The 23,120-nt window shown below is 34.8% G+C and carries 24 protein-coding genes; 22 read left to right on the top strand and 2 right to left on the bottom strand.

The annotated features are described in order from the left end of the window. Nucleotides 1-171: 171 nt before the first annotated feature. From KS242_RS13930 to KS242_RS13910, 5 genes are all read left to right on the top strand, one after another. Complete coding sequence (locus KS242_RS13930) at nucleotides 172-522, top strand: hypothetical protein (RefSeq protein ID WP_217321882.1); 351 nt, start codon at nucleotides 172-174, stop codon at nucleotides 520-522. A gap of 79 nt (nucleotides 523-601) precedes the next feature. After that, complete coding sequence (locus KS242_RS13925) at nucleotides 602-1,291, top strand: Na-translocating system protein MpsC family protein (protein WP_217321881.1); 690 nt, start codon at nucleotides 602-604, stop codon at nucleotides 1,289-1,291. 176 nt (nucleotides 1,292-1,467) lie between these two features. Continuing rightward, on the top strand, nucleotides 1,468-1,875 hold the full coding sequence (locus KS242_RS13920; RefSeq protein ID WP_217321880.1) for an ATP-binding protein: 408 nt from the start codon (nucleotides 1,468-1,470) through the stop codon (nucleotides 1,873-1,875). Between the two features lie 117 nt (nucleotides 1,876-1,992). Next, complete coding sequence (locus KS242_RS13915; RefSeq protein ID WP_217321879.1) at nucleotides 1,993-2,442, top strand: AraC family transcriptional regulator; 450 nt, start codon at nucleotides 1,993-1,995, stop codon at nucleotides 2,440-2,442. 84 nt (nucleotides 2,443-2,526) lie between these two features. Beyond that, nucleotides 2,527-2,688 (top strand): hypothetical protein, encoded by a 162-nt coding sequence (locus KS242_RS13910; RefSeq protein WP_217321878.1) that lies wholly within the window; start codon nucleotides 2,527-2,529, stop codon nucleotides 2,686-2,688. Here the strand turns inward: KS242_RS13910 and KS242_RS13905 are convergent. Beyond that, nucleotides 2,682-3,743, bottom strand: coding sequence for a C40 family peptidase (locus KS242_RS13905; RefSeq protein WP_217321877.1), 1,062 nt, complete (start codon nucleotides 3,741-3,743; stop codon nucleotides 2,682-2,684). The two genes, KS242_RS13910 and KS242_RS13905, sit on opposite strands and share 7 nt — an antisense overlap. 335 nt (nucleotides 3,744-4,078) lie before the next feature. Here KS242_RS13905 and galU point away from each other — a divergent pair, with 335 nt between their 5' ends. Further along, nucleotides 4,079-4,963, top strand: a complete 885-nt coding sequence (gene galU, locus KS242_RS13900; RefSeq protein ID WP_217321876.1) for a UTP--glucose-1-phosphate uridylyltransferase GalU — start codon at nucleotides 4,079-4,081, stop codon at nucleotides 4,961-4,963. 6 nt (nucleotides 4,964-4,969) lie between these two features. Here galU and KS242_RS13895 read toward each other — a convergent pair whose 3' ends face one another. Continuing rightward, nucleotides 4,970-6,652, bottom strand: coding sequence for an IS1182 family transposase (locus tag KS242_RS13895; protein WP_217321875.1), 1,683 nt, complete (start codon nucleotides 6,650-6,652; stop codon nucleotides 4,970-4,972). 452 nt (nucleotides 6,653-7,104) lie between these two features. Between KS242_RS13895 and KS242_RS13890 the strand changes: the two genes are divergently transcribed. The 16 genes from KS242_RS13890 (at nucleotide 7,105) to KS242_RS13815 (ending at nucleotide 22,094) form a co-directional block, all read left to right on the top strand. Then, a complete protein-coding gene (locus KS242_RS13890; protein WP_217321874.1) occupies nucleotides 7,105-7,872 on the top strand; it encodes a YveK family protein in 768 nt (255 codons plus the stop codon). Further along, nucleotides 7,847-8,539: a CpsD/CapB family tyrosine-protein kinase gene (locus KS242_RS13885; RefSeq protein WP_217321873.1), complete on the top strand. Its 693-nt coding sequence runs from the start codon at nucleotides 7,847-7,849 to the stop codon at nucleotides 8,537-8,539. The genes KS242_RS13890 and KS242_RS13885 overlap by 26 nt, the downstream gene beginning before the upstream one ends. Before the next feature lie 107 nt (nucleotides 8,540-8,646). Next, nucleotides 8,647-9,414 carry a tyrosine-protein phosphatase gene (locus KS242_RS13880; RefSeq protein ID WP_217321872.1) on the top strand — a complete coding sequence of 256 codons (768 nt, stop codon included), beginning with the start codon at nucleotides 8,647-8,649 and terminating at the stop codon, nucleotides 9,412-9,414. Between the two features lie 19 nt (nucleotides 9,415-9,433). Beyond that, nucleotides 9,434-10,105 (top strand): sugar transferase, encoded by a 672-nt coding sequence (locus KS242_RS13875; RefSeq protein WP_217321871.1) that lies wholly within the window; start codon nucleotides 9,434-9,436, stop codon nucleotides 10,103-10,105. A gap of 17 nt (nucleotides 10,106-10,122) precedes the next feature. Beyond that, entirely contained in the window at nucleotides 10,123-10,572 is a 450-nt protein-coding gene (gene pssD / locus KS242_RS13870; protein ID WP_217321870.1) for a PssD/Cps14F family polysaccharide biosynthesis glycosyltransferase, read from the top strand. Further along, nucleotides 10,572-11,057: a glycosyltransferase gene (locus tag KS242_RS13865; protein ID WP_217321869.1), complete on the top strand. Its 486-nt coding sequence runs from the start codon at nucleotides 10,572-10,574 to the stop codon at nucleotides 11,055-11,057. Before pssD ends, KS242_RS13865 begins: the two co-directional genes overlap by 1 nt. Before the next feature lie 11 nt (nucleotides 11,058-11,068). Further along, complete coding sequence (locus tag KS242_RS13860; protein ID WP_217321868.1) at nucleotides 11,069-11,803, top strand: glycosyltransferase family 32 protein; 735 nt, start codon at nucleotides 11,069-11,071, stop codon at nucleotides 11,801-11,803. A gap of 10 nt (nucleotides 11,804-11,813) precedes the next feature. Next, the gene (locus tag KS242_RS13855) at nucleotides 11,814-12,722 is read left to right on the top strand and encodes a glycosyltransferase family 2 protein (RefSeq protein WP_217321867.1); all 909 of its coding nucleotides are present in this window, start codon (nucleotides 11,814-11,816) and stop codon (nucleotides 12,720-12,722) included. Between the two features lie 15 nt (nucleotides 12,723-12,737). Then, on the top strand, nucleotides 12,738-13,871 hold the full coding sequence (locus KS242_RS13850) for a glycosyltransferase (protein ID WP_217321866.1): 1,134 nt from the start codon (nucleotides 12,738-12,740) through the stop codon (nucleotides 13,869-13,871). Next, nucleotides 13,868-14,884 (top strand): glycosyltransferase family 2 protein, encoded by a 1,017-nt coding sequence (locus tag KS242_RS13845; RefSeq protein WP_217321865.1) that lies wholly within the window; start codon nucleotides 13,868-13,870, stop codon nucleotides 14,882-14,884. The genes KS242_RS13850 and KS242_RS13845 overlap by 4 nt, the downstream gene beginning before the upstream one ends. Nucleotides 14,885-14,894: 10 nt before the next feature. Next, nucleotides 14,895-16,025 (top strand): polysaccharide pyruvyl transferase family protein, encoded by a 1,131-nt coding sequence (locus KS242_RS13840; protein ID WP_217321864.1) that lies wholly within the window; start codon nucleotides 14,895-14,897, stop codon nucleotides 16,023-16,025. 17 nt (nucleotides 16,026-16,042) lie between these two features. Further along, the gene (locus KS242_RS13835) at nucleotides 16,043-17,545 is read left to right on the top strand and encodes an oligosaccharide flippase family protein (RefSeq protein ID WP_217321863.1); all 1,503 of its coding nucleotides are present in this window, start codon (nucleotides 16,043-16,045) and stop codon (nucleotides 17,543-17,545) included. A gap of 29 nt (nucleotides 17,546-17,574) precedes the next feature. Beyond that, nucleotides 17,575-18,975, top strand: coding sequence for a Coenzyme F420 hydrogenase/dehydrogenase, beta subunit C-terminal domain (locus KS242_RS13830; RefSeq protein ID WP_217321862.1), 1,401 nt, complete (start codon nucleotides 17,575-17,577; stop codon nucleotides 18,973-18,975). 212 nt (nucleotides 18,976-19,187) lie between these two features. After that, entirely contained in the window at nucleotides 19,188-20,486 is a 1,299-nt protein-coding gene (locus KS242_RS13825; protein ID WP_217321861.1) for an O-antigen ligase family protein, read from the top strand. Beyond that, nucleotides 20,483-21,019, top strand: a complete 537-nt coding sequence (locus KS242_RS13820) for a serine O-acetyltransferase (RefSeq protein ID WP_254391718.1) — start codon at nucleotides 20,483-20,485, stop codon at nucleotides 21,017-21,019. The genes KS242_RS13825 and KS242_RS13820 overlap by 4 nt, the downstream gene beginning before the upstream one ends. Nucleotides 21,020-21,077: 58 nt before the next feature. Further along, entirely contained in the window at nucleotides 21,078-22,094 is a 1,017-nt protein-coding gene (locus KS242_RS13815) for an acyltransferase (RefSeq protein WP_217321860.1), read from the top strand. Nucleotides 22,095-23,120 lie beyond the last annotated feature (1,026 nt).

Here is a 23,120-nt window from a genome sequence, read left to right as displayed (position 1 = left end):
GAATGTTAGTGTACCACAACCCCTTTATCTAAAGCACATTTGCCCCGGTACAAAAGCTTCATAAACCTGTGGATAAGTGGTTTATATTTCCGTTTGCAGGGTAAATAGTAAGTAGCAAGCACAACTTAGAAGAACGCTACATCTGCTCAAGCAGGGAAGGAGTGGTAAGAAATGGCTTGCCCTTCATTGACAATAAGTGTGCAGGATTTTGTCGAAAGAACAAAGAGAGGTTCGTCCATCAACGATAATTACTTTTTCGTTTTCAATCACAAGCCTATTGTGGCGAAGATATATATAGCAAATCATCATATTGAATTACCTGACCTCCATGATATTGTATTGGAGAAAGGAAAGGATGGAAAAAACAGTCTCTTCTTTATGCCGCAATCATTTATATATGAGAATCCAAAAGCGAAACGAACACTGGAAGATATGCCGCGTATCATCCTTGAAGGAGAAGAATTGTCGATGTCGATGGAACAAAATGACGAAGCTTACACCATGACGATTAAAATCCGTTAGTGTAGGCTTTTTTTTATTCAAATTATGTCGGTAATACAGTACAATATAATAGAAAATAAAACGGAAAAGGTACAGGAAAATGGAGATAAGAGATCAGCAGAGAGTTTTATCAAGTTTCACAGCAAGACTATTGCGTAAACATTTTGGCAAAGGACCAGAAAGTGTCTTCGTTTCAGTAGGAGAGGGCATTATCTGTATCTATTTAAGAGATTTGCAGACTCCTGTTGAGAAGGTACTGATTGAGAATGAACAGTACAGCTTGCTTTATGAAACAAGAGACAGCTTGATGGCAAAATGCTTGCCTGAGTTGAAAGAGCAAATTCAAGAGGAGACAGAGCAAGATTTCCCCTACTTTTATTATGATTGGGACATGAAGACCAATGGCGGGGTCATCATCGCCGCAACCGACGAATTCAGTAATCGGCCAGAAGATCCAGCTTTGTCAGAAATTGATAAGTTAGTTGCAAATGTCACAAAGAAAACAGAGAGATTGCCGGACAAGGTAAAATCTGTTAGACTTAATAATAGAACCTTAGTCATCTATCGTCAGGGAATACTTGTCAACATCGAGAAGGAAATTATCCGCGTCGGAGAAACGAAGGTATTGCGTCGGGCAAAGAGAAGTTTAGAGAGGCGAGCATTGCGTGAGGCGTTTGATAAAGAAAGTCAATTGCTGCAAGGTGCTGCACAGGAAGTTTTTGTAGATTGGGCATTCGAAGCGGATCGCAGTATGATCGTTGTTATTATCGATCCGAATAAAATGGAATAAAACATTTTGGCCAACATTAGCTGGGCATAGAACTAGCGATAAGCCAAAGCAAGGACACTACTACCTGTCCTTCGCTTTGGCTTTTTTTAATGGTTTAACCAAATAAAGGGGACCTGTATATTCATATTAGTAGGCTACAAGCAGTCTCAGCTCCTGATAAGGGGAAGGTGTCTGACATGCAGATAACAAGTGAAAAAGATATCGTCACCAGCAGATCACAAGGCAGAAAGCTAGCAGCAGAACTCGGATTCAGCGCCGTAGAACAAGCTCGAATCACCGCAGCTATCTCCGAGCTTGCCCGGAATATCTACAAGTACGCCGGCAGCGGAACGATTTGCATACACAGTGAACAAGATATGAGAAGAATCGGCATCTTTGTCACCGCTAAAGACAATGGTCCAGGCATTGATAACCTACAGGAAGCACTGCAAGATGGCTACACAACAGGCGGCGGATTAGGAAGAGGGCTACCAGGTGTCAAGCGTCTCATGGACAATTTTGACATCACATCTTCTCCCCAAGAAGGAACATGTGTAAAAGTGGCGAAATATCGAATTGTAAAAACAAACGTATTCCGTATATAGGGATGCGTTTTTTTGTATGGGAAGAAATAACCACTTATAAAAAATAGCGTGCATTCTTTTTTATACGGATGTAGATTGGAAAAGTAAGGAAAACAAATAGAGCGGAGATGAAAAGACATGCACATGCAAATCGAAGTCTTGCCCAGTTACAAAGTCGCTTACATACGTCGAGTAGGAGCTTATGGAGATGCTAATTATCAAACGATGGAAGAATTGAAGCAATGGGCTGCAGCAAAAGATTTGTTCACAGGAACTTCTATTATACTTGGTATCTCACACGACGACCCGACATCGACCCCGCCTGAAAAATGCAGATACGATGCGGCTATCGTTTTTGCAGATAATCTAGAAAATGACACGATTGTTGAAGCTGGAAGAACAGCAGGAGGAAAGTATGCTTGTTTTATAGTGGCGCACACAGCGCCAGCTATTCAACAAGCATGGTCAACCATAGCTGAGGAACTGTTAAAACATAAGCTGGAAGCAGACAATCGTCCACTCGTGGAAAGATACAGGGAAGAATTAGTCAACAGACATTATTGCGAACTATGCATACCGATTAAATAGGCGCAAGAATATTGTATGAAAACGAAACCAAACGGTCTGCTCATTCGTCTAATTACATAACAACACAAAAGAGAGGCGAAGCAAATGTTTCAGATGGTCTTCTATATGCTAGGCGTTCTCATCATGCTGTTTCTCGTCGTTGCGGCAGCCCGCCAGCTTACCGATTTGCGCCAGCTTATCACTTCTGAAAGCAAACAAAAAAAGCCTGAGACAGAAGAATCTGTCCCAAGCTCTTGGAATCAATAAAAACGCTTGTAGCTATCGAAATGTTTCGCGTAGTAAGGATTGCTTGTACTTGTAATGCGAACGCCGTCGTTATCCGCGTGGATGAACTGACCGCCGCCAAGGTAGATACCCATATGAGAGATACCAGCTTTATAAGTTCCTTTAAAGAAGATTAAATCTCCTGGCTGCGGGGAACTTACATAATGAGATCGGTTGAAGTAACCTTCCGCAGATGTACGGGAAATATCATAGCCGGCATTTTTGAATGCATAGTAGATAAACCCGCTGCAATCAAATCCTCCTGGTGTAGAGCCGCCCCATGCGTATGGATCACCCAATTGGGATTTCGCAACGCTGATCAGCTTGCTCACACTCTTCGAAGAAGAAGTCTCTGCAGATTCTACTTTAGTATTCGTTGCGGGCTTCGAGGAAGAACCGCTGCTTGCTTTGCCGTTGATCTTCAACGTTTGGCCTACATAGATGATGTCAGATGATAAGTTGTTCCATGATCTCAAGTTTGAAACAGAAACGCCGTTATTATTCGCAATCTTCCATAGTGAATCACCAGACTTTACTTTATAAGAAGAAGAGCTGGAACTAGAGTTATTGTTGTTGGACGAGCTGCTAGTGTTTGAGGAAGAACCGTTCGACGATGAAGAAGAACCTCCTGCAGAAACCTTCAGCTTATCGCCAGGATAGATTAAGTATCCGGAGATATTATTCCATTTCTTTAGATCGTTCAAAGAAATATTATGTTTATGTGCAATACCACTTAACGTATCACCGGATTTAACAGTATATGTAGATGAACTGCTAGAAGATGATGAAGAAGTCTTCGTAGTAGAGTTACTTGTTGATTTAGAAGATCCAGAAGTCTTTAAAACTTGATTTGGAAAAATCAAGCTACTGGACAAGTTATTGATTTTCTTCAATTCGGAAACGGACGTGTCGTATTTGCTCGCAATCTTCCAAAGCGAGTCACCACTTTGTACTTTATAGGATGCAGCGTCAGCTGTCGTGGCATAAGAACTAGCGATAACCGCAGAGGCAGCAAGTGTAACAATCGTCTTTTTCATTCTAGTAAATTGCTCCTTTATTTTCATATTCCAAGAAATTAATCATACTATAGCATATTTTGTCACCTAATTTACCAGAATTTACGTCATTGTAATGTAACTGTAATATTCATTGTATATATTGTAGGTAAATGTAGAAAGGAAGTTATTGAGCGAACTAGTTTCATATGTTACTATTTTTACAGTTTCAGTAAGTGGGTAGGGACTTTCGTATGAGTTGCTAGTTGAAGCTCTAAAAATAGTTTTACCCCTTTTAAATCGGGAAATGTTATTCTTAGATATAAGAAACACTCTATACGCAATCTACATACACTACATAAAGAGGTGCAGAAAGCATGAAAATCAAAAAAGCCATCATCCCCGCTGCAGGTTTAGGTACACGTTTCCTGCCAGCAACAAAAGCACAGCCAAAAGAAATGCTGCCAATAGTCGATAAGCCAACAATCCAGTACATAGTCGAGGAAGCAGTGAAATCCGGTATCGAGGACATTATTATTGTCAGTGGTCGTGGTAAGCGCGCTATTGAAGACCATTTTGACAAATCTTATGAGCTGGAAGATCAGCTTATCAAGAAGGACAAAATGAAAATGCTTGAAGAAATCCAAGGCATTTCGAACCTTGCGGATATTCATTATATCCGTCAAAAAGAAGCCAAAGGACTTGGCCACGCTATTTCTACAGCGAAGAAGTTCATCGGAGATGAGCCATTCGCTGTATTGCTTGGTGATGATATTGTTAAAACGGAAGGTACACCAGCACTAAAACAATTAACAGATGCTTTCGAAAAGTACCGTGGTTCAATTGTAGGTGTACAACAAGTACCTGAGTCGGAAGTATCCAAATATGGTGTGGTTGCTCCACAAGGATCAACCAGCGAGCCTAACCTATTACAAGTAAGCGATCTAGTAGAGAAGCCGAAGAAAGAAGAAGCACCTTCCAACTATGCGATCATGGGTCGTTATGTGTTAACACCGGAAATCTTTGATATCTTGGAAACTCTTCCTGCTGGTGCAGGTGGGGAGATTCAATTAACAGATGCGATTAAGGAATTGAATAAGAAACAAGCCGTTTACGCTTGTGAGTTCAGTGGTGATCGTTATGATGTAGGTGATAAATTCGGTTTCATTAAAGCAACTATTGAATTTGCTCTAGATCGCCCAGATTTGAAGGATCAACTGCAAGAATACTTAAATCAATCAGTAAAGACAGAGAATGAATAATAATACTTAAAAAGAGAGCGGGACATAACTCCTCTCTGACACAAAAAAGATCTCGGTCACCAGGAAAATGGTGACCGAGATCTTTTTTGATCTGATATTTTTTGAATTCCTTACTATACTTGCTGATCGGGCGGTGAACTTCCTGATGTTCACCGCCATGAAGGCGAATCCTAATTCGTTTTCCACTTTCTCTTTACTTCGTACCGAGAAACGAGTGAAACACAAATGAGCCTTCAGAAATCCGAAGACTGGCTCGACATCTATTTTACGTTTCCCGTAAATTTTCCCTGTTTCTTTTTCGCTGAGTAATTGCTGGGTATATGCTTTTTGTTTTTCCCATCTTTCGTTGTAATAGATTTTCCGGTTGTTTCCTTCTTTCGCTTTCGTACATTCTGCACGTAAGGGACAAGCAGTACAATCGTCACATTCATACACGCGATAATGACGCTTGAATCCAAATTTGTCGCATCTTTCGGATAGGTACCGAAACGCTAATTTCCGGTTATTCGGGCAAGTGAAAAAGTCGCCTTCGGCATCGTAATCCCAGTGAGCTACTTGGTAAGGATCTTGTTTATATTTCTTTTGCTTTTCTTTTCGGTAGTGATTATAGGTGATGAGAGGGATGCGCTTCCGATTATTTACCACATCATCATAATTTTGCTCACTGCCATATCCGGCATCCGCGACAATATAGTCGGGCAGCTCAAAAAAGTCCCGTTCAATCTTATCAAGGAAAGGGATGAAAGTTCGCGTATCCGTAGGATTCGGGAACACATCATAGGCCAGGGCATATTGACCTTCAGTAGCCAGCTGCACATTGTACCCAGGTTTAAGCTGGCCATTTTTCATATAATCATCTTTCATGCGCATAAAAGTGGCACCATGGTCAGTTTTGGAGTAGCTATTTCTGTCTCCGAAGATTTCCATGTCGACCTGATATTTTGATTTCCGTTTAATGAAATCATTGACTTGCTTTCGGTACTGTTTTGGTGCTTTACGTTCGGAACGAAGCTGCTTGCGTTCGGCAGTATCATCACTTGCTTCTATGCGACGATCGTATTCCTGCACTTTTTCGTCCAGTTTTTCTGCTACTTTTGTTAACTCTTCGCCCGATAGGGCTTCGGGGTTCTCCAGCTCGATTGCGGGGATAATTTCCTGCTCCAACAGTTCTTCATACATCTGAGCCGATCTTTCCACCAATTGCGTACTGTATTTCTCAGTGGACTTCCGCCATACAAAAGTAAACTTGTTGGCATTTGCTTCGATTTTGGTGCCATCAATAAAAATGGCTTCTTCTTCAATGACTTTTTCTTGAACCAGCTGGCTGCGAAATTGGACAAAGCACTGGCGTAAGAGTTCTTTTACGTGAGGGTTCACACGGAATCGGTTGATGGTGCGATAGCTGGGCTGATAATCTTGGGCAAGCCACATCATGCGTACGCTGTCTTGAAGTAATGACTCAATCTTACGGCCCGAGAAAACGGATTGCGTATAGGCACATAAAATAATCTTCATCATCATGCGAGGGTGATAAGCAGGGTGTCCGGTTTCCCGACGGAAACCGTCAAAAGCTTCATCTGGAATACTTTCTACTAAATGGTTAACGGTAAAAGCAATATCATTTTCAGGTAATTTTCTTTCCAAATCTAGAGGTAAAACGACTTCACACATGGTATAATGTTTAAACATAAGGACCCTCCTCTTTTGTGTTTTGTGTCGTAACTTAATTCTATCAGAGGGGTCCTTTTTTTGCTTCTATAAACGATACATTAACGATAAAAAGATGAGGCAGACATCTCCGAATTCTCGGAGACGCCTGCCTCATCTTAATTACTCATTTTTTGGGTTTTGTCCCAGTCTCTTTTTATTATATTTTGGTAAATCTATGTTCCGACTGGGAATTGTGTGGTATACTCTACTTTGTTTTTACAAGCTAACTGAGAAATTTGTACTATATATTATATAGTTGTTTTCAAGAAAATACATAGTCTGAATATATTTTGTAACACTATTCGACAAAATCAGACATTGCATGGCATCTGAAACCCGATATAATTATATAGGTACTCATAATTTGAAAAGTTAGTATAGTCTTTGTCTTTGGACTTATCATATTAAGTATTCTCATCGGAGGGACATGAATGGAAGAGACAATCTCTTTAAAGGAAATTTTTGCAGTGTTAAGAAAACGACTTTTGATGATCTTATCGCTGATCATAGCTTTTGCAGCAATTGCACTGTTAATTAGTTATTTTTTGATTACCCCGACCTATAAGGCCAGTGCCTCTGTAGTTGTCAACCAAGAAGAAAACGTGGATGTCTCTAGCTTAAATAATGCGATTCAATCCAATATAAGTTTGATAAATACATATAAAATTGTAATGACAAGTCCAGTAATATTAGATGAAGTGGCAAAAGAAATGAATCTCTCACTATCTTCTGATGCAATAGCAGAGAAGCTAGAAGTTGCTTCTGAAGCAGATACACAAATTATTACTGTTACAGCAACAGATATTAGTCAGGAAGCAGCAGCTGATCTTGCTAATACAACAGTAGAAGTTTTCCAAAAAGAGATTCCAGAGTTAATGAACTTGGAGAACGTAAAAACGTTATCACTAGCTGAGGCTGTTGATAATCCATCAGCTACTAGTCCGAATATTCTTTTAAATACAACGATTGCACTTGTGTTAGGTGCGATGGTAAGTATTGGGTTAGCTTTTCTATTGGAATACTTGGACAATACAGTCAAAACCGAAGCTGATGTTGAAAAACGAATAGGTGTCCCAGTTATCGGGATTATCAGCCACATGACCGAGGAAGATATGCAAACAAACAATCACTATAATCCAAGGGAAAAACGCAGTCAAGTTAGGAGAGATTACAATGGCCAAAAGAAAAAAACAGTTTAAATCAAATGTCCGGTCTCTCATTACAAAGTTCAATCCAAAGTCTCCGATTTCTGAGCAGTATCGTACAATTAGAACAAACATTGAATTTGCATCTGTCGACCAAGAGTTGAGTACCTTACTTGTAACTTCCTCTGGCCCATCGGAAGGTAAATCTTCTACTACTGCAAATTTAGGTGTTGTTTTTGCACAGCAAGGAAAAAAAATTCTTTTAATTGATGGAGATTTGAGAAAACCGACAGTACATTATACGTTCAAGCTCGATAATAGAATTGGACTTAGTACTGTACTTGTTGGTGAGAAAACATTAGAAGAAACGGTAAAAGAAACCGATGTTCCTAATTTAGACATATTAACTTGCGGACCTATCCCACCTAACCCATCTGAACTTTTAGGGTCTAAAGCAATGAAGCAAATGTTGCAAATAGCACAAGAAACCTATGATGTAATAGTTTTTGATACACCGCCTGTATTAGCTGTTACTGATGCTCAAATTTTAGCAAATATATGTGATGGTTCTATTATTGTAGCCAGGAGTGAGCAGACAGAATATGATGCAATTCAGAAGGCGAAGGAACTTTTAGAACCAGCTCATGCAAAGATGCTCGGTGTAGTGTTGAACGATGTTGCACAGAAAAAATCAAACACATATTACTATTATGGAAGTTAACAGTATGGCAATATATCCTCGTTATTCGAGGATATATTTTCGTTGTCCACCTAGGACAATGGTCATTGTAATTTTCCTTCTTAATGGAAGTAGAAAGGTGAGAAAATATGATTGATATTCACTGTCACATACTACCAGGAGTGGATGATGGGGCGCGAACTTTAGAAAATAGCATTGAAATGGCAAAAGCAGCAGTAGAACAAAATATCCATACAATTGTTGCTACCCCTCATCATCGAAATAATCAGTTTAATAATTATCAATCCGATATTCTGGTTCGTGTGGATGAATTAAATCGTAAGTTGCAGGAAGCAAATATACCGGTAAATATTCTTCCTGGTCAGGAAACAAGAATTTATGGAGGCTTGGTTGAAGGGTTGACTTTGAGTGAGATCTTACCTGTAAATTTGGATACTCCTTATATAATGGTGGAACTTCCTACCTCAACTGTCCCTAAGTTTACGAACAGACTGTTATATGACATTCAAGTAGAAGGCTTTATACCTATTATTGTTCATCCTGAACGTAACAGCGAGCTGCTAACTAAACCAGAAAAACTCTATGAATTAGTAAAAAATGGAGCATTAACTCAAGTTACAGCTGCGAGTCTAGTAGGGAAATTTGGGAAGAAAATAAAATACTTCAGTCATGAGATAGTACAAGCAAACCTTACACATTTTATAGCTTCTGACGCCCATAACATACATAACAGAGGATTTCTTCTCCAGGAAGCAATGCAGAAAATTGAAGAGTTATACGGCACTAGTATTATTTATACATACCAAGAAAATGCAGAACAAATGGTTGAAGGCAAAACGATTGTGGGAGAAGCTCCAGAGAGGATTAAACGTAAAAAGTTTTTAGGGATTTTTTAGACTAGGGGGGAGTTATATAATGGCAGAATCGAAGCAACAAGTGTATAAGGCCATCGAGTTGGAAAAAGCAGAATCTACGAGTACAAAGAGTTACCTTCTTGCCAAAAGATTGTTAGATATAGTGTTATCTATCAGCGGAATTATCCTACTCTTACCTGTGTTTGTAATATGTGCATTAATTATTAAGGTAGAAGATAGTAAAGGAACTATATTTTTTAAACAAGAGAGAGTAGGAAAGAATGGCCAAGTATTTTTTATGTACAAATTCCGTTCAATGGTTTCAAATGCTGAAGATTTATTAGAAAAATTATTGGAACAAAATGAAGCAAGTGGCCCAATGTTTAAAATGAAAGATGATCCACGAGTAACTATTATTGGTAAGTTTTTACGAAGGACAAGTGTTGATGAGTTACCGCAATTATTTAATGTGTTGAAAGGTGAAATGTCTTTAGTAGGACCTAGACCAGCACTTCCTAGAGAAGTAGAAGAGTACACTTCCTATGAGAAACAACGGTTATTAGTACGACCTGGATTAACGTGTTTTTGGCAAGTGAGTGGAAGGAGTTCCCTGGGTTTTGAAGAGCAAATTAAATTAGATTTAGAGTATATTGAAACTAGAAGTATGAGATTAGATATCTCATTAATATTAAGAACTGTCGGTGTTTTATTAGGTTCTAAAGATGCCTATTGATAAAAGAGGGTGAGAAATTGAAAATATGTTTAGTGGGATCAAGTGGTGGTCATTTAAGTCATCTATACTTATTAAAAAAATTTTGGGAAACAAAGGATCGTTTTTGGGTTACTTTTGATAAGGAAGATGCTAAAAGTATGTTGGCAGCCGAGAAAATGTATTCTTGTTACTATCCAACCAATAGAAATATAAAAAATCTAATCCGTAACACATTTATTGCTTTTAAGGTTCTGATTAAGGAGAAGCCTGACATTATAATTTCATCAGGTGCTGCTGTTGCTGTGCCTTTCTTCTATTTAGGGAAATTATTTGGGAAAAAGGTAATCTACATTGAAGTGTTTGATAGAATTGATAAACCTACACTAACTGGTAAATTGGTTTACCCAATTTGTGATGCATTCATCGTCCAATGGCCTGAACAGAAGCAAGTATACCCTAAAGCAATTGATTTGGGGGGCATATTCTAATGATTTTTGTTACAGTAGGAACACATGAGCAACCTTTTGATAGATTGATTAAAGAGATAGATTCTCTAAAGGGAAATAAAGCTATTAAAGAAGATATCTTCATCCAAACAGGGTATAGTACGTATATCCCGCAGCATTGTTCTTATAAGAAGTTACTGAGTTATGAAGAAATGAATAACAGAGCTGCAGAAGCAAATATTGTGATAACGCATGGCGGGCCTGCTAGTATTATGCTCGCTCTTCAACATGGAAAAATACCATTAGTTGTACCTAGAGAAAAGAAACACAATGAACATGTGAATGATCATCAAGTAGAATTTTGTGATTTTCTTAGTCATAAGTCAGAAAATATAATTTGGATTAGAAATTTGAAAGAACTTAATGCAGCAATTTACAATGCACCTTTGGACAACTTTGACTTTACTAGTAATAATACAAAATTTAATGATGGCTTAGAAAAAATAGTTGAAAAGCTTTATATCTAAGGAGCAAAAATATGATCCCAAAAAAAATACATTATTGTTGGTTTGGTGGAAAAGCGAAGCCTGAAGTACTACTAAATTGCATAAATTCTTGGGAAAGAAACTTACCAGATTATGAAATAATCGAATGGAATGAGACTAATTATAATCTGAACAAATCAAATTTCGTCAAGTTGCAATATGAGCGTGGTAGATGGGCGTTTGTCGCGGACTATGTAAGAATAGACGTACTTAAGAAATATGGTGGTGTTTATCTTGATACTGATATGGAAGTATTAAGATCATTAGACGATTTTTTGGATAATAGTTTTTTCACCTGCTTCGAAAAGGGAATAAGTAAAGATGAATTACTTGTATCTACGGCAATTATTGGGGCAGAAAAGAACCAAGAAATATTAAATGAATTCCTTGATTTTTATGAGGACATCGATATACAGGAAGTAGCAACTTTCAAAGTGCCAAACACCAAAATCTTGTCTAACATCCTAAGTAAAAAGCATAGCATTGATTTTTATAAAAATTCAAATCAAAGTAATGAGAATGTCGCGATTTATTCTAGTGATTACTTTAGCCCAAAAAATTGGGCCACAAAAGAATTAGAGACTAGCTTAAATACATATGCTATTCACCATTTTGATGCCTCTTGGAAATCAAACAAAGACAAATTATTAACAAAAATTGTAATTTTAACCAATAAAGTAATGGGACCGAAAGTAGTTAGAAATATAAAGAAAATACTAAGAAGGTAGTGCTGAAAAAATGGCAACTGTTGGAGTAGTGATACCCACTAAGAATAGGGCGGAGACAATTGGAAGAGCTTTAGAAAGTGTATTTGCTCAGGTTACTAGATCGGAAGTATCTCAAATAGTGATAGTTGATGATGGTTCAGAAGATAACACATCTTCGGTAGTTGAAGGTTTCATAAGAAACGACCAACGTGTCAAATATGTAAAGAATTCAAAGTCTGTTGGAGGAGCGAAGGCTAGAAATCAAGGGGCAGAACTACTTACAAGTGATTATGTAGCATTTCTTGATAGTGATGATGAATGGAAATTAAACCATTTGCAAAACGCTATTGAAGTTATAGAATACGAAGAATCTGGGGGAGTTTTTGGTAGTTATACTATATCAGACGGTATTTCCTACAAGGATAGAATAATCCCCTTACTTCAACCTAATATGAATGTTGCAGAGTATATATTTTCTGACACTGGAGATATTCGAACATCTACAATTGTTATGCGTCTAGATAGCTTTAAGGAAGTAATGTTTGATAGTGACCAACATAAACACCAAGATTGGGATTTAGCGATTAGATTTAGCAAAAAGTATAAGTTATCTATTGACCAACATCCCTCAGTAATCCTGCATGAGGATTTAGATAATAGAATGAGTAAATCGATGAAACACCAAGCGACACAATACTTTATTAGAAAGCACAGAGATATTGTTAGTGATATTCACTTATCTAAGTTTTATTATTCTATGTGTAGAGATACTCTAAAGCTAGAAGGTAAAAACAAATTCTTTTATGAATACCGTCACTTATTTATTACCTATTTTAATAAAGTTAAAACTAAAAATAAATCCATGTTAGTAAGACGCATATCCTTATACTTGCCGAGGAGAACTTTTGTGTACCTATCAAGTAAGCGATCGAAAGCTTAGAAAAGGTGTTCTTAGATGAAAATTTGTATTGTAAATGAAGGCTTTAAGTTGGGCGGAGTAGAGAGAGTTGCTACAATACTTGCCAACGCTCTAGCAGAAGAAAATAACGAGATTTCAATTGTAGATTTCTCGGGTATTAATGAATTTAATTATGAAATTGATAACAAGGTCAATGTCAATAAAGTTATTCATAAGCGGAGTTTAATGAGAAAATTTAAAACAAAGATACATAAAGCTATAAACTTAAATAGTAATCTAAAAGCATATACTATTTACAAAGAACAAACCGATGATTTGGTGCAATATCTGATGGAAAACTCTTTTGATCGTTTAATTTTATGCCAAGGAAACCTAACTGCGTTAATCCCACATATCAAGAGTAGATTACCTTCCATAAGCATAATAGCATGGCAACATAATGAGTTTGATATTTACTTAAATAATTACTATAACCATATTCGAGAAGATTTTGAAAGAGGCTTAATGCAAGCAGACACTGTAGTTTGTTTGACCAAGAAGGATAAAGATAAGTTTAAAAAATACAATGACAATACTCACTACATATATAATCCACTTACACTATCACCAACAAAGCGCTCCTCTTTAACACAAGAAAATATACTATTTGCTGGAAGGTTAGCTATGAATCAAAAAGGTATTGATTATCTATTAGATATAGCTGGGGGTCTAAAACCTGGTTGGCGAGTGTTAATTGCTGGAGATGGATTGGATAGAAATAAAATTAATAATCTTATTATAAAAAGAAATCTAACTAAAAAAGTATTACTTTTAGGAAGTCTTAAAGATAAACAACTTGAAGACTTTTTCTTGTCAGGTTCAGTTTTTATATCAACATCACGCTGGGAAGGTTTTGGACTTGTTATTACAGAAGCAATGTCTTATGGACTTCCAGTTATAAGCTTCGAAAACCGAGGGCCGGATGAGATACTAAATGCTGGAGAACACGGGATAATCATTGAGAAGAACAACATAAAAATATTTACTGAAGAGTTGAACAAGTTAATGAATGATGCTGAAAAGAGAAAATTGTTTAGTGATTTAAGTTATAAGAGGTCCCAAGATTTTAAATTAGATAGTATCCTTAAAAGCTGGATATCAGTCATAAGTACTGAGGTGAAAATTCGATGACTCAAGTAAGTATTATAATTCCAGTATATAATGTAGAAGACTATTTAGAAAAATGTATTAAATCAATTTTAAATCAAACATACAATGATTTCGAACTAATTCTAATTAACGATGGGTCTAACGATGGTAGTTTGAAGATATGTGAAAGATTCAAATTAGAAGATAATAGAATTAAATTAATAAATCAAACAAACCAAGGAGTAGGTATTGCGAGAAATAGCGGATTAAAGATAGCTAGAGGAAAGTATATTTACTTTTGTGATGCAGATGATTATGTGGACAAGGATTTATTGTCAGAGAATATTAGACTGGCAGAAGAATACAACGTTAATATGGTTTTATTTGGAAATAAAGAGGTGTTTACGGACATATCTAAAGACCTCACACATTACACAAAATACTATAATTCTAGCAATGATTTTAGAGAAGTGTTTCCTACGCTGTTTGTAAATCATAATATGCACGTACTTTGGAATAAGTTGTATAAACGAAGTTATATTGAAGAAAAAAAAGTAAGGTTTAGTACTAGAACTTTAGGAGAGGACTCCTTATTTAATAAACAAATCTACAATGATTTGGAAAAGGTTTACGTTAATAATCAAATTTATTACTATCATATCAATAGATTTGATTCTGCACAGAATGCTTTTAGTTCTGACAGGTTTAAATTTAGATTAAAAGAAACAACAGAACTGGAATTATTATTTAATTCTTGGGGCATTTTAAAAAATAATAAAGATTTAATTAAGAATGATTGGATAAAGACGCTATTTATTGGATTAGAGAATGTTTTTCACAGAGATAATAATTCGAATATTATTTTCCAGAGGAAAGCCGTATCTGAGATTGCAAGTGAAGTTAGTATAGTAAATTCCCTTAAAGAAATTTCTATTAGTGACTTAAAAGGGATATTTAAAAAATGTATAGTTTCCATGTTAAAGCTTAGGATATTTTTTCTAATTGTGATTGCTTTTAGATTCAAAAATTATGTAAAAAAACTTATTAATAAGTGAAGGTGATGTTGTGAAAAAGATAGGGATAATAACCATTAACGATTATAAAAATTACGGAAATAGATTACAAAACTATGCTTCCCAAGAAGTGTTAAAATCACTTGGATATTTTCCTGAGACCATAGTAAATTCCCAAAAGAAAAAGGAAGTTATCGGCAACCAAACGGAATCGTTGAGCAGTAAACTGAAGAAACTAACCATAAGAAGAGTAGCAGGTAAGATTAATAATAAGTTGAAATATAATTATGTTTATAAAAAAAAGAAAAGTAAATATAGCCAACAAAAAGAGACTAACTTTAAGAGTTTTACAAACAAATATATAAGAGAATCACAATATACAATTAGTGAAGAATCGTATCATGAAAAATTAGGAGAGTTCGACTGTTTTGTTGTAGGAAGTGATCAAGTATGGAATCCTAATTACAGAAGTGGATCGTCAATTGACTTTCTTACTTTTGCTCCAGCCCAAAAGAGAGTATCCTACGCAGCCAGCTTTGGGATATCCAATATACCAGTTGAATATTCAGGATTGTATACTAAATGGCTCGCAGATTTTTCTGCTTTATCAGTAAGAGAAGAAGCAGGAGCAAAAATTATCAAAGAGTTAACGGGTAGAGAAGCTACTGTTTTGATCGATCCAACTCTTATGTTGTCTAAGCAGGAGTGGATAAATATATCAAGTTCTCCTTCAAATAAACCAAAAGGGCGATATATTCTAACCTATTTTTTAGGAGAAAAGAATAAAAGTGTTAAAGAGCATCTAAAGAAATTGAGTAAAAAACATAACTTGAAAATATATAATCTAGCAGATTTGAATGATAGAGAGAGTTATATCCAAAGCCCAAGTGAATTTATAAACCTGATTAATGACGCGACTTTAGTGGTTACAGATTCGTTCCATGGTTGTGTATTCTCAATTATACTTGAGAGTCCTTTTATTGTATACGAGAGGAATAGTGGAAGTACTAATTCCATGAATTCACGGATTGAAACACTATTGACAAAATTTAGTCTAAGGTCTCGAATGGCTGCTAATTGTAAGGAAGAACATATTTTTGAAATGAATTATTCGGATATTAAAGTTACTTTAGAAGAAGAGAAACAAAAGGCATTGGAATTCTTGGGAAATTCATTGCCATGAAAAGGAAGTTGAATCAATTGAATCAATTTAAAATAGGGGCAGTGCTCTCCTACACTACTGTTATAGTCTCTATAATAATTGCATTATTTTATACGCCTCTCCTTATAAATACGCTTGGTCAATCAGAATATGGACTATACTCATTGATTGGGTCATTAGCGGCATACTTTAGTGTAATGGATTTCGGTTTAGGAAATTCGATTGTTAGGTATACAGCGCGCAATAGAGCCCTTGGAAATAATAGCTTAGAAGCGCAGCTTAACGGCTTGTTTTTCAAAATATACACAGTAATAGGTATGGTCACTCTAGTTGCTGGTATATTGTTGTATCAAAACGTTGATTATATTTTCAATAAAGGTTTAACGGTTGCTGAATTGGATAAAGCGAAAATTATGATTATTATACTTACTATTAATTTCGCCTTTTCATTCCCTCTTTCGATCTTTAATTCTTTGGTTAGGGCTTATGAAAAATTTATCTTGGATAAATTTATATCCTTAGTTAGGATAATTGCAATGCCTTTAATAACAATCCCTCTATTAATGATCGGTTATAATTCTATAATGCTAGTAATCGTTACTACAACTATCAATATAATATGCTTATCAATAATGATGATTTATTGCTTTAAAATTTTAAATGTAAAATTAAAATTTAAAAGTATAGAAGTGTCACTTTTTAGAGAGATACTAGTATATTCCTTTTTTATTTTCTTAGGAGTAGTGGTAGATCAAATTAATTGGAAAACCAATCAAGTTATATTAGGCATTTTATCAAGTACATCAATTGTTGCTATTTATGCAATTGCTATGCAATTCATTAATATATATATCCAGTTTTCTACATCTATTAGTAGTCTGTTCTTGCCAAAGGTTTCCATAATGGTTGCTAATAATGCCACACCCAAAGACTTAACGGCTTTAATGATAAAGTATGGAAGACTACAATACATAGTAATATCATTTATTATGGGAGGTTTTTTAATAAGTGGTTCTAACTTTATAGAGCTATGGGCTGGTTCTAACTTTAATGATGCTTATTATATAGTTTTAATTATAATGATTCCTTTAACTATACCACTTATACAAAATACGGGGTTATCAATGCTGTGGGCAAAAAATCTACAAAAATTCCGTTCTATCACTCTATTAATAATTGGAATTGTTAATGTATGTATATCAATACCTTTGGTTAAAAGCTATGGTGGTATAGGTGCGGCTATTGGCACAAGTGCATCACTTTTTTTAGGTAACGTGTTGATGATGAACTTGTATTATAAGATGAAATTAAAACTGGATATTTTTTCTTTTTGGAAAAATATATTATCCTTATCATTTCCCGTACTAGGATCCAGTTTAATAGTTGGATTAATTAGGTACAGCCTCCCACAATTTGAAGCAATTCAAGGTCTGTTGATAAATACTTTTATTTACTGTGTTCTATTTGTCGCTCTTGGATGGTTGGTTGGGTTAAATAAAAATGAAAAGAATCTATTTATCTCATTTATGATGAGAAGATAATGGAAGAAATATGATATGGGGGTTATAATATGTCATTAAATGACATTATTGAATTAAAGGAAAAAATTATATCAAATGATTATTGTACTGGCTGTGGAATATGTGCTTCATCTACTGATTCCCCATTTAAGATGAAAATGAATGAGGATGGAAGATTTATACCAGTTATGAAAGAGGATTGGCGGACTGAAAATAATGACACAGAATATAACCCAATGGACCTGTGTCCTTTCTCAGATAGAGTAGAAAATGAGACAGACATAGGTCAGCAGCTCTTTGAAAAGTATAAATCCAAGTTTAATGAATATACAGGTTTTACAATAAAAAACTATGCGGGTTACGTAAATGAACAAAATTTTAGGAGACAAGGATCTTCTGGTGGGATGGGCAATTGGATAGCCTATAAGTTACTAGAATCCGGAGAAGTTGATGGTATTATACATGTCAAAGAAACTGACTCCGATAATAAAAAGATATTTAAATATGATATTTCTTATGATTTGGAACAGCTTAAAGATGGAGCAAAATCAAAATATTATCCAGTAGAGTTATCAGAGGTCTTACAATTAGTAAGACAGAATGAAGGAAGTTTCGCTTTAATTGGCATTCCGTGTTTTATTAAAGGAATAAGGTTATTAGCCAAGAAAGATCCTATTATCAATGAAAGAATAAAGTACTGCATTGGATTAGTATGCGGACATCTTAAAAGTGACATGTTTGCGAAGTCAATTGGATGGCAGTTAGGAATCGATCCTAAGGATCTACAAACAATTGACTTCAGAACAAAAGTAGAAGATAAACCTGCCAATGAGTACAGTGTTACTGCATATGGTAAAAACGGTAATGTTGAATCGGGTCCTACTAGAGATTTGTATACAACTAATTGGGGGCAAGGATATTTTAGATTTAATGCCTGTGAGTTTTGTGATGACATAGTAGCAGAAACTGCTGATGTTACTGTCGGTGACGCATGGTTGCCTGAATACAAGTCCGATAGCTTAGGAACAAACGTAATAGTAGTTAGACATCCAATTATAAACAGTATTCTACAAGAAAGTTATAATAGCAATAAGATTTTTATTCAAGAAATATCTTCCGATGATGTATATAAATCTCAACAAAGTGGTTTTAGGCATAGAAGAGAAGGTCTAGCTTATAGAATGTACTTAAAAGATAAGAAAGGAGAATGGAGACCTAAAAAGAGAGTAATGCCCTCAAATGAAATTACAAGAAAGAGAAAAAGAATATACAAACTAAGACAAGAAATATCTTTAAATAGTTTTAGTGCATACAGATTTGCAGAAGAAAATAATGATTTTACTTACTTTATAGATTATATGGAACCTATTATAAAAAAGTATAAGCGTGTCACAGAAACACCGATACATCTGAAAGCTATTAGAAAAATCAAAAGAATACTTTTACATTAAGCATCTAATGATGTTTATTAAAGAGATTAAACATTTATAATGAAAACTTGCCAACCAATTATCGCAGTTAGCTCGATTCGGTAATTGGTTGTTTATATAGTTAATCGGGCTTATGGCTGTTAAACATGATTTCTCTATCACTAAGAGAAAATATAGATATTTAAGTATTACGCATATAGTATATAATCTTATTAAGAGGTGATGTGAATAATATGGAGAGATATTGGAAGGTGCTGCTTTGTGTTTTTGGTTGTATACCTTTGATAGAGTATTTGACAAATCGATTGACTAGACCATCATTTATAAATGATTCTATGAGTAGTGCGTTATTGTTGTTATTAAGGTTTACACTTATAGGAATAATGGTACTTGGCTTATTAGTTTTTAATCAGATTAAAAACTTGTCTAAAACAGAAAGTATCCTGTTTATAGGATTGATATGTTTATTTTTGCCCATGGTTCTGGCAGGGTTCTTTGGTTATGTACCATCTTCTAATTATTCACTCGTAGGATTAATTGTTATCTTTTTATTAATCACCTTTATAAAAAAGCCGAGTCGAGTAGTAATAGAAAATTACTTTATTATAATTGGACGCTTTTATTTATATAGTGGCCTTATATTCTTTATTATTGCAAGAAATCTTGTGGCACAAACTTCATATGATCAGAGCTATTTAGGGTTAGAAATGAGATTAAATGGATTAACAAACCATGCCAATACCTTAGGAGTGATACTCTCCGTATACTTTTTAATGGAATTTTTCTCATCCAATATAGCAAAGAGGACGAAGATTATAAACCTGTCAATTTGTTTACTTGCATTATTCTTAACTCAATCGAAAACTGCTTGGTTGATGATCGCCTTTTTAGTCGTTCTAAAGTTGTTTTATTTTGTTAAAAAGAATATTAGGAAGAGAATAATACTTATGTATTTTTCTATATTTAGTTTTACTACTGGGTTTCTGTTGCTTATACTTTATTTAACTAGGATACCTTCAAAAATTGTTGATTATGTAATTACAAATCGGTTATACGAGTTCACTGGAAGAGACGTTGTGTGGAACTATACTCTCGAATATGCAAATTTAAATAAGATTTTTGGTTATGGCTTATCTCTTTGGGGGAGTGATATGCAACAGAGATTTCTTAATACTTATGGATGGACTCCTGCACATGCTCATAGTCAATTTTATCAAACTCTCGGTGACTCTGGTATAGTAGGTTTGATAGGTTTATCAATATATTTATTAGTAATTATTATAGCTGGATGTATCTATTTTAAGAAAACAAATGGTCTATCGCTTGGATTAGTATTAATTTTTGTTTCAAGAGGTATAACTGAACCCATTTTCTTAAATTCCTTTACTAACATCTCTATTCTGGTCCATTTTTTGTTGGTTGTATACATAATGAGTGCTAGTAAAGAAAAACCAAAATCTCAAATTAAATCTGAAACTAAGGATCAAACAGAGTTACCCTACAATAATGACATCAAAGGAGTACAATATTGATACAGTCTAAAGCAGATTACTTAAGGTATCTTGAGGCAGATAGAAAGGCCCATAAAATAACACTTAAACGACCTAAACTATTTGGCTATCATGAGTGGAAATTTCAAAGATTAATGCGCAAACTTGAATATATAAATAATTGTAAAAAAGATAATATATTATTTAAGCCAATTTATTACTGTTTGAAGTTTAGATATAAAAGAAAGCAGTTAAAACTAGGATTTACTATTCCTATCAATGTATTTGGTGAAGGTTTGAATATTGCCCACGTTGGTACAATAGTTGTTAACCCAAACTGTGTAGTAGGGAAGAACTGTAGAATCCATGTTTGTGTTAATATTGGTGGAACAGACAATAATGTTCCTAAAATTGGAGATAATGTATATATTGGTCCAGGAGCTAAAATATTTGGGAGTATACAAATCGCTGATGGAATTGCTATTGGTGCAAATGCTGTTGTTAATAAATCGTTCTTAGAACGCAGCACAACAATTGTAGGTTCGCCTGCAAGAGTGGTATCAAAACGCAAGTAGTGTTCTTTATAGTTTTTAAAGTATTAACAGACTAAATTATATTTAAGTGGAGGAGAAAGTGAAAAGTAGAATTGAAGAAATAGATATGATGAGGGGATTAGCTATAATAGGAGTTATATTTATACATATTTCCTCAACTACCATTGATATCGTTGATAACGAAAGCTTTTTAGGGGGGGTTACACTTCTTATTAATCAGCTAACGAGATTTGCTGTTCCTGTATTTCTTTTCTTATCAGGATGGGGCTTTGCAAATGCTTATAGTAAAAGTTTCAACTTTACTTCTATACTTTATAGACGAGTTTCAAAAATATTATTCCTATATCTAATCTGGAATTTAATTTACTTTGTTTATAGTCCGGGAACATTGAATCCCCTAACTTTCATGAGAAACTTCATTTTAGGAACAAATTTCTATCATCTTTACTTCGTCCCATTAGTTATATTTCTATATCTCGTTTTCCCTCTTATATTTAAGTTGAGTAAATCAAATGTTGGTATATTTTTGTTTTTCTTATTAACTATACTAAGCCAAATTGGAGATGTATTAACAAATATAGAAACTCTCAATAGCCCTTTGAATTTTCTCAATTGGATATTTTACTTTTCGGCAGGGATATGGTTATCTGATGATTTTAAACAAAAAGTTAGTTTTCTAAAGTTACATAAAAATTGGATAAGTATGATGTTAATACTTTCAATTTTAGGTGTTTTTTTTGAGTCTTATATTCTAATAGATGAACTTGGTAAAAATATCGCTACAACTTCTATGCGACCGAGCATTATAATTATGTCAATTTTATTTATTTCATTTATCTTATGCTTGAAATGGGAAAATAGAATTGCCAAGAAAATTTTGACGAAATTATCTGATTGGTCTTATGGTATATATTTATCCCATGCTCTAATTCTATCGATTTTAATTAATATATATCAAAACGTAGGCTTTTCTATGAGTAATTTTTATATATTGTTTATTTCATTTATTATAGTTGCTTCTATTTCGATTTTAATTACAAATTTATTAGATAAAGCAATAAAGAGAATTTCTATAAAAAAGAGTAACGCAGCTTAGCTGATTCCATAATGGATTAGCAATAATTAAAATATATGAAAAGCAATGTTAATCGCCAAAGGTTGCATATTCATACGGTTTCTTGCGTACAACAGTCATCGATCTGGCGAAAGGTATGTTTTGTCGAAGGTTTACGAGGAGAGTGCAGTACAGTTTGGAATTAAGATAGTTTTTATGCTAATTCGAAACCATCGGAAAATGATTGAGGGCGCCGTCGTTATTCGAAAAGAACCAGAGTAGATTGAAAAGTAATTTAAAAAGAGCCACACAGATACAACTTGTGTGGCTCTTCTATATACTCTTTATTGATAGCAATAAAAGGTAGCCCAGCTCATATTACATGCATATGCGACTTTGCTATTATTATTCAGATAAAGAAGGAAACTGATTCTTTAGAGTAGCTGATTCTATGCTGCGATCTCTAATGTTTGGTTTCCAACTGTTGCAACATTCGCTTCAGAATAGATGTACCAACTAGGAGTCCTATAAAATAGAGTTAGTGCGTATCAAGTGCTTTAGGGACAAATTAATTTGAACATCTTTTTTGTTATTCATTCACTCTGTTTAAGTTTCCTCTCTACACTGTAATATCCAACGCCCAATCACTGAACTGTTTATACCGTAAATCGATCTCTAACACATTTTTTGTGGATCCGGTTATGTAACATGAACATTGCCTCTGAATTACTGGAGAAACCAGTATGCTTTGGGATTTAAGGATTACAATAATCAGCCCTACAGGCTGATACATATCTGGCGTGCTAGTGATAGCCAGTGAGAAGTCACACCCATATACCTGAGATGTATTGTCGTTCAAACACATGGCACGTATTTTGTTAGTGCAGGTCAAGACTACAACCGTATGTAGTCATATTATCTGGACGTAACAGGATATTGCCCATTATTTCTATATTAGTGGATTCAATCAACATAAGACCTTAATAGAAGCTTTAATGATTCCACAGTTACTTCTAATAGCATAATAGTCTGTCTAAGCTTCCTTTAATCCATAATAGCATGACGGGA

The organism is Terribacillus sp. DMT04 (genome assembly GCF_019056395.1).
GTDB classification, from domain to species: Bacteria; Bacillota; Bacilli; order Bacillales; family Amphibacillaceae; genus Terribacillus; species Terribacillus aidingensis_A.
This window is presented reverse-complemented; position numbering and strand designations above follow the sequence as displayed.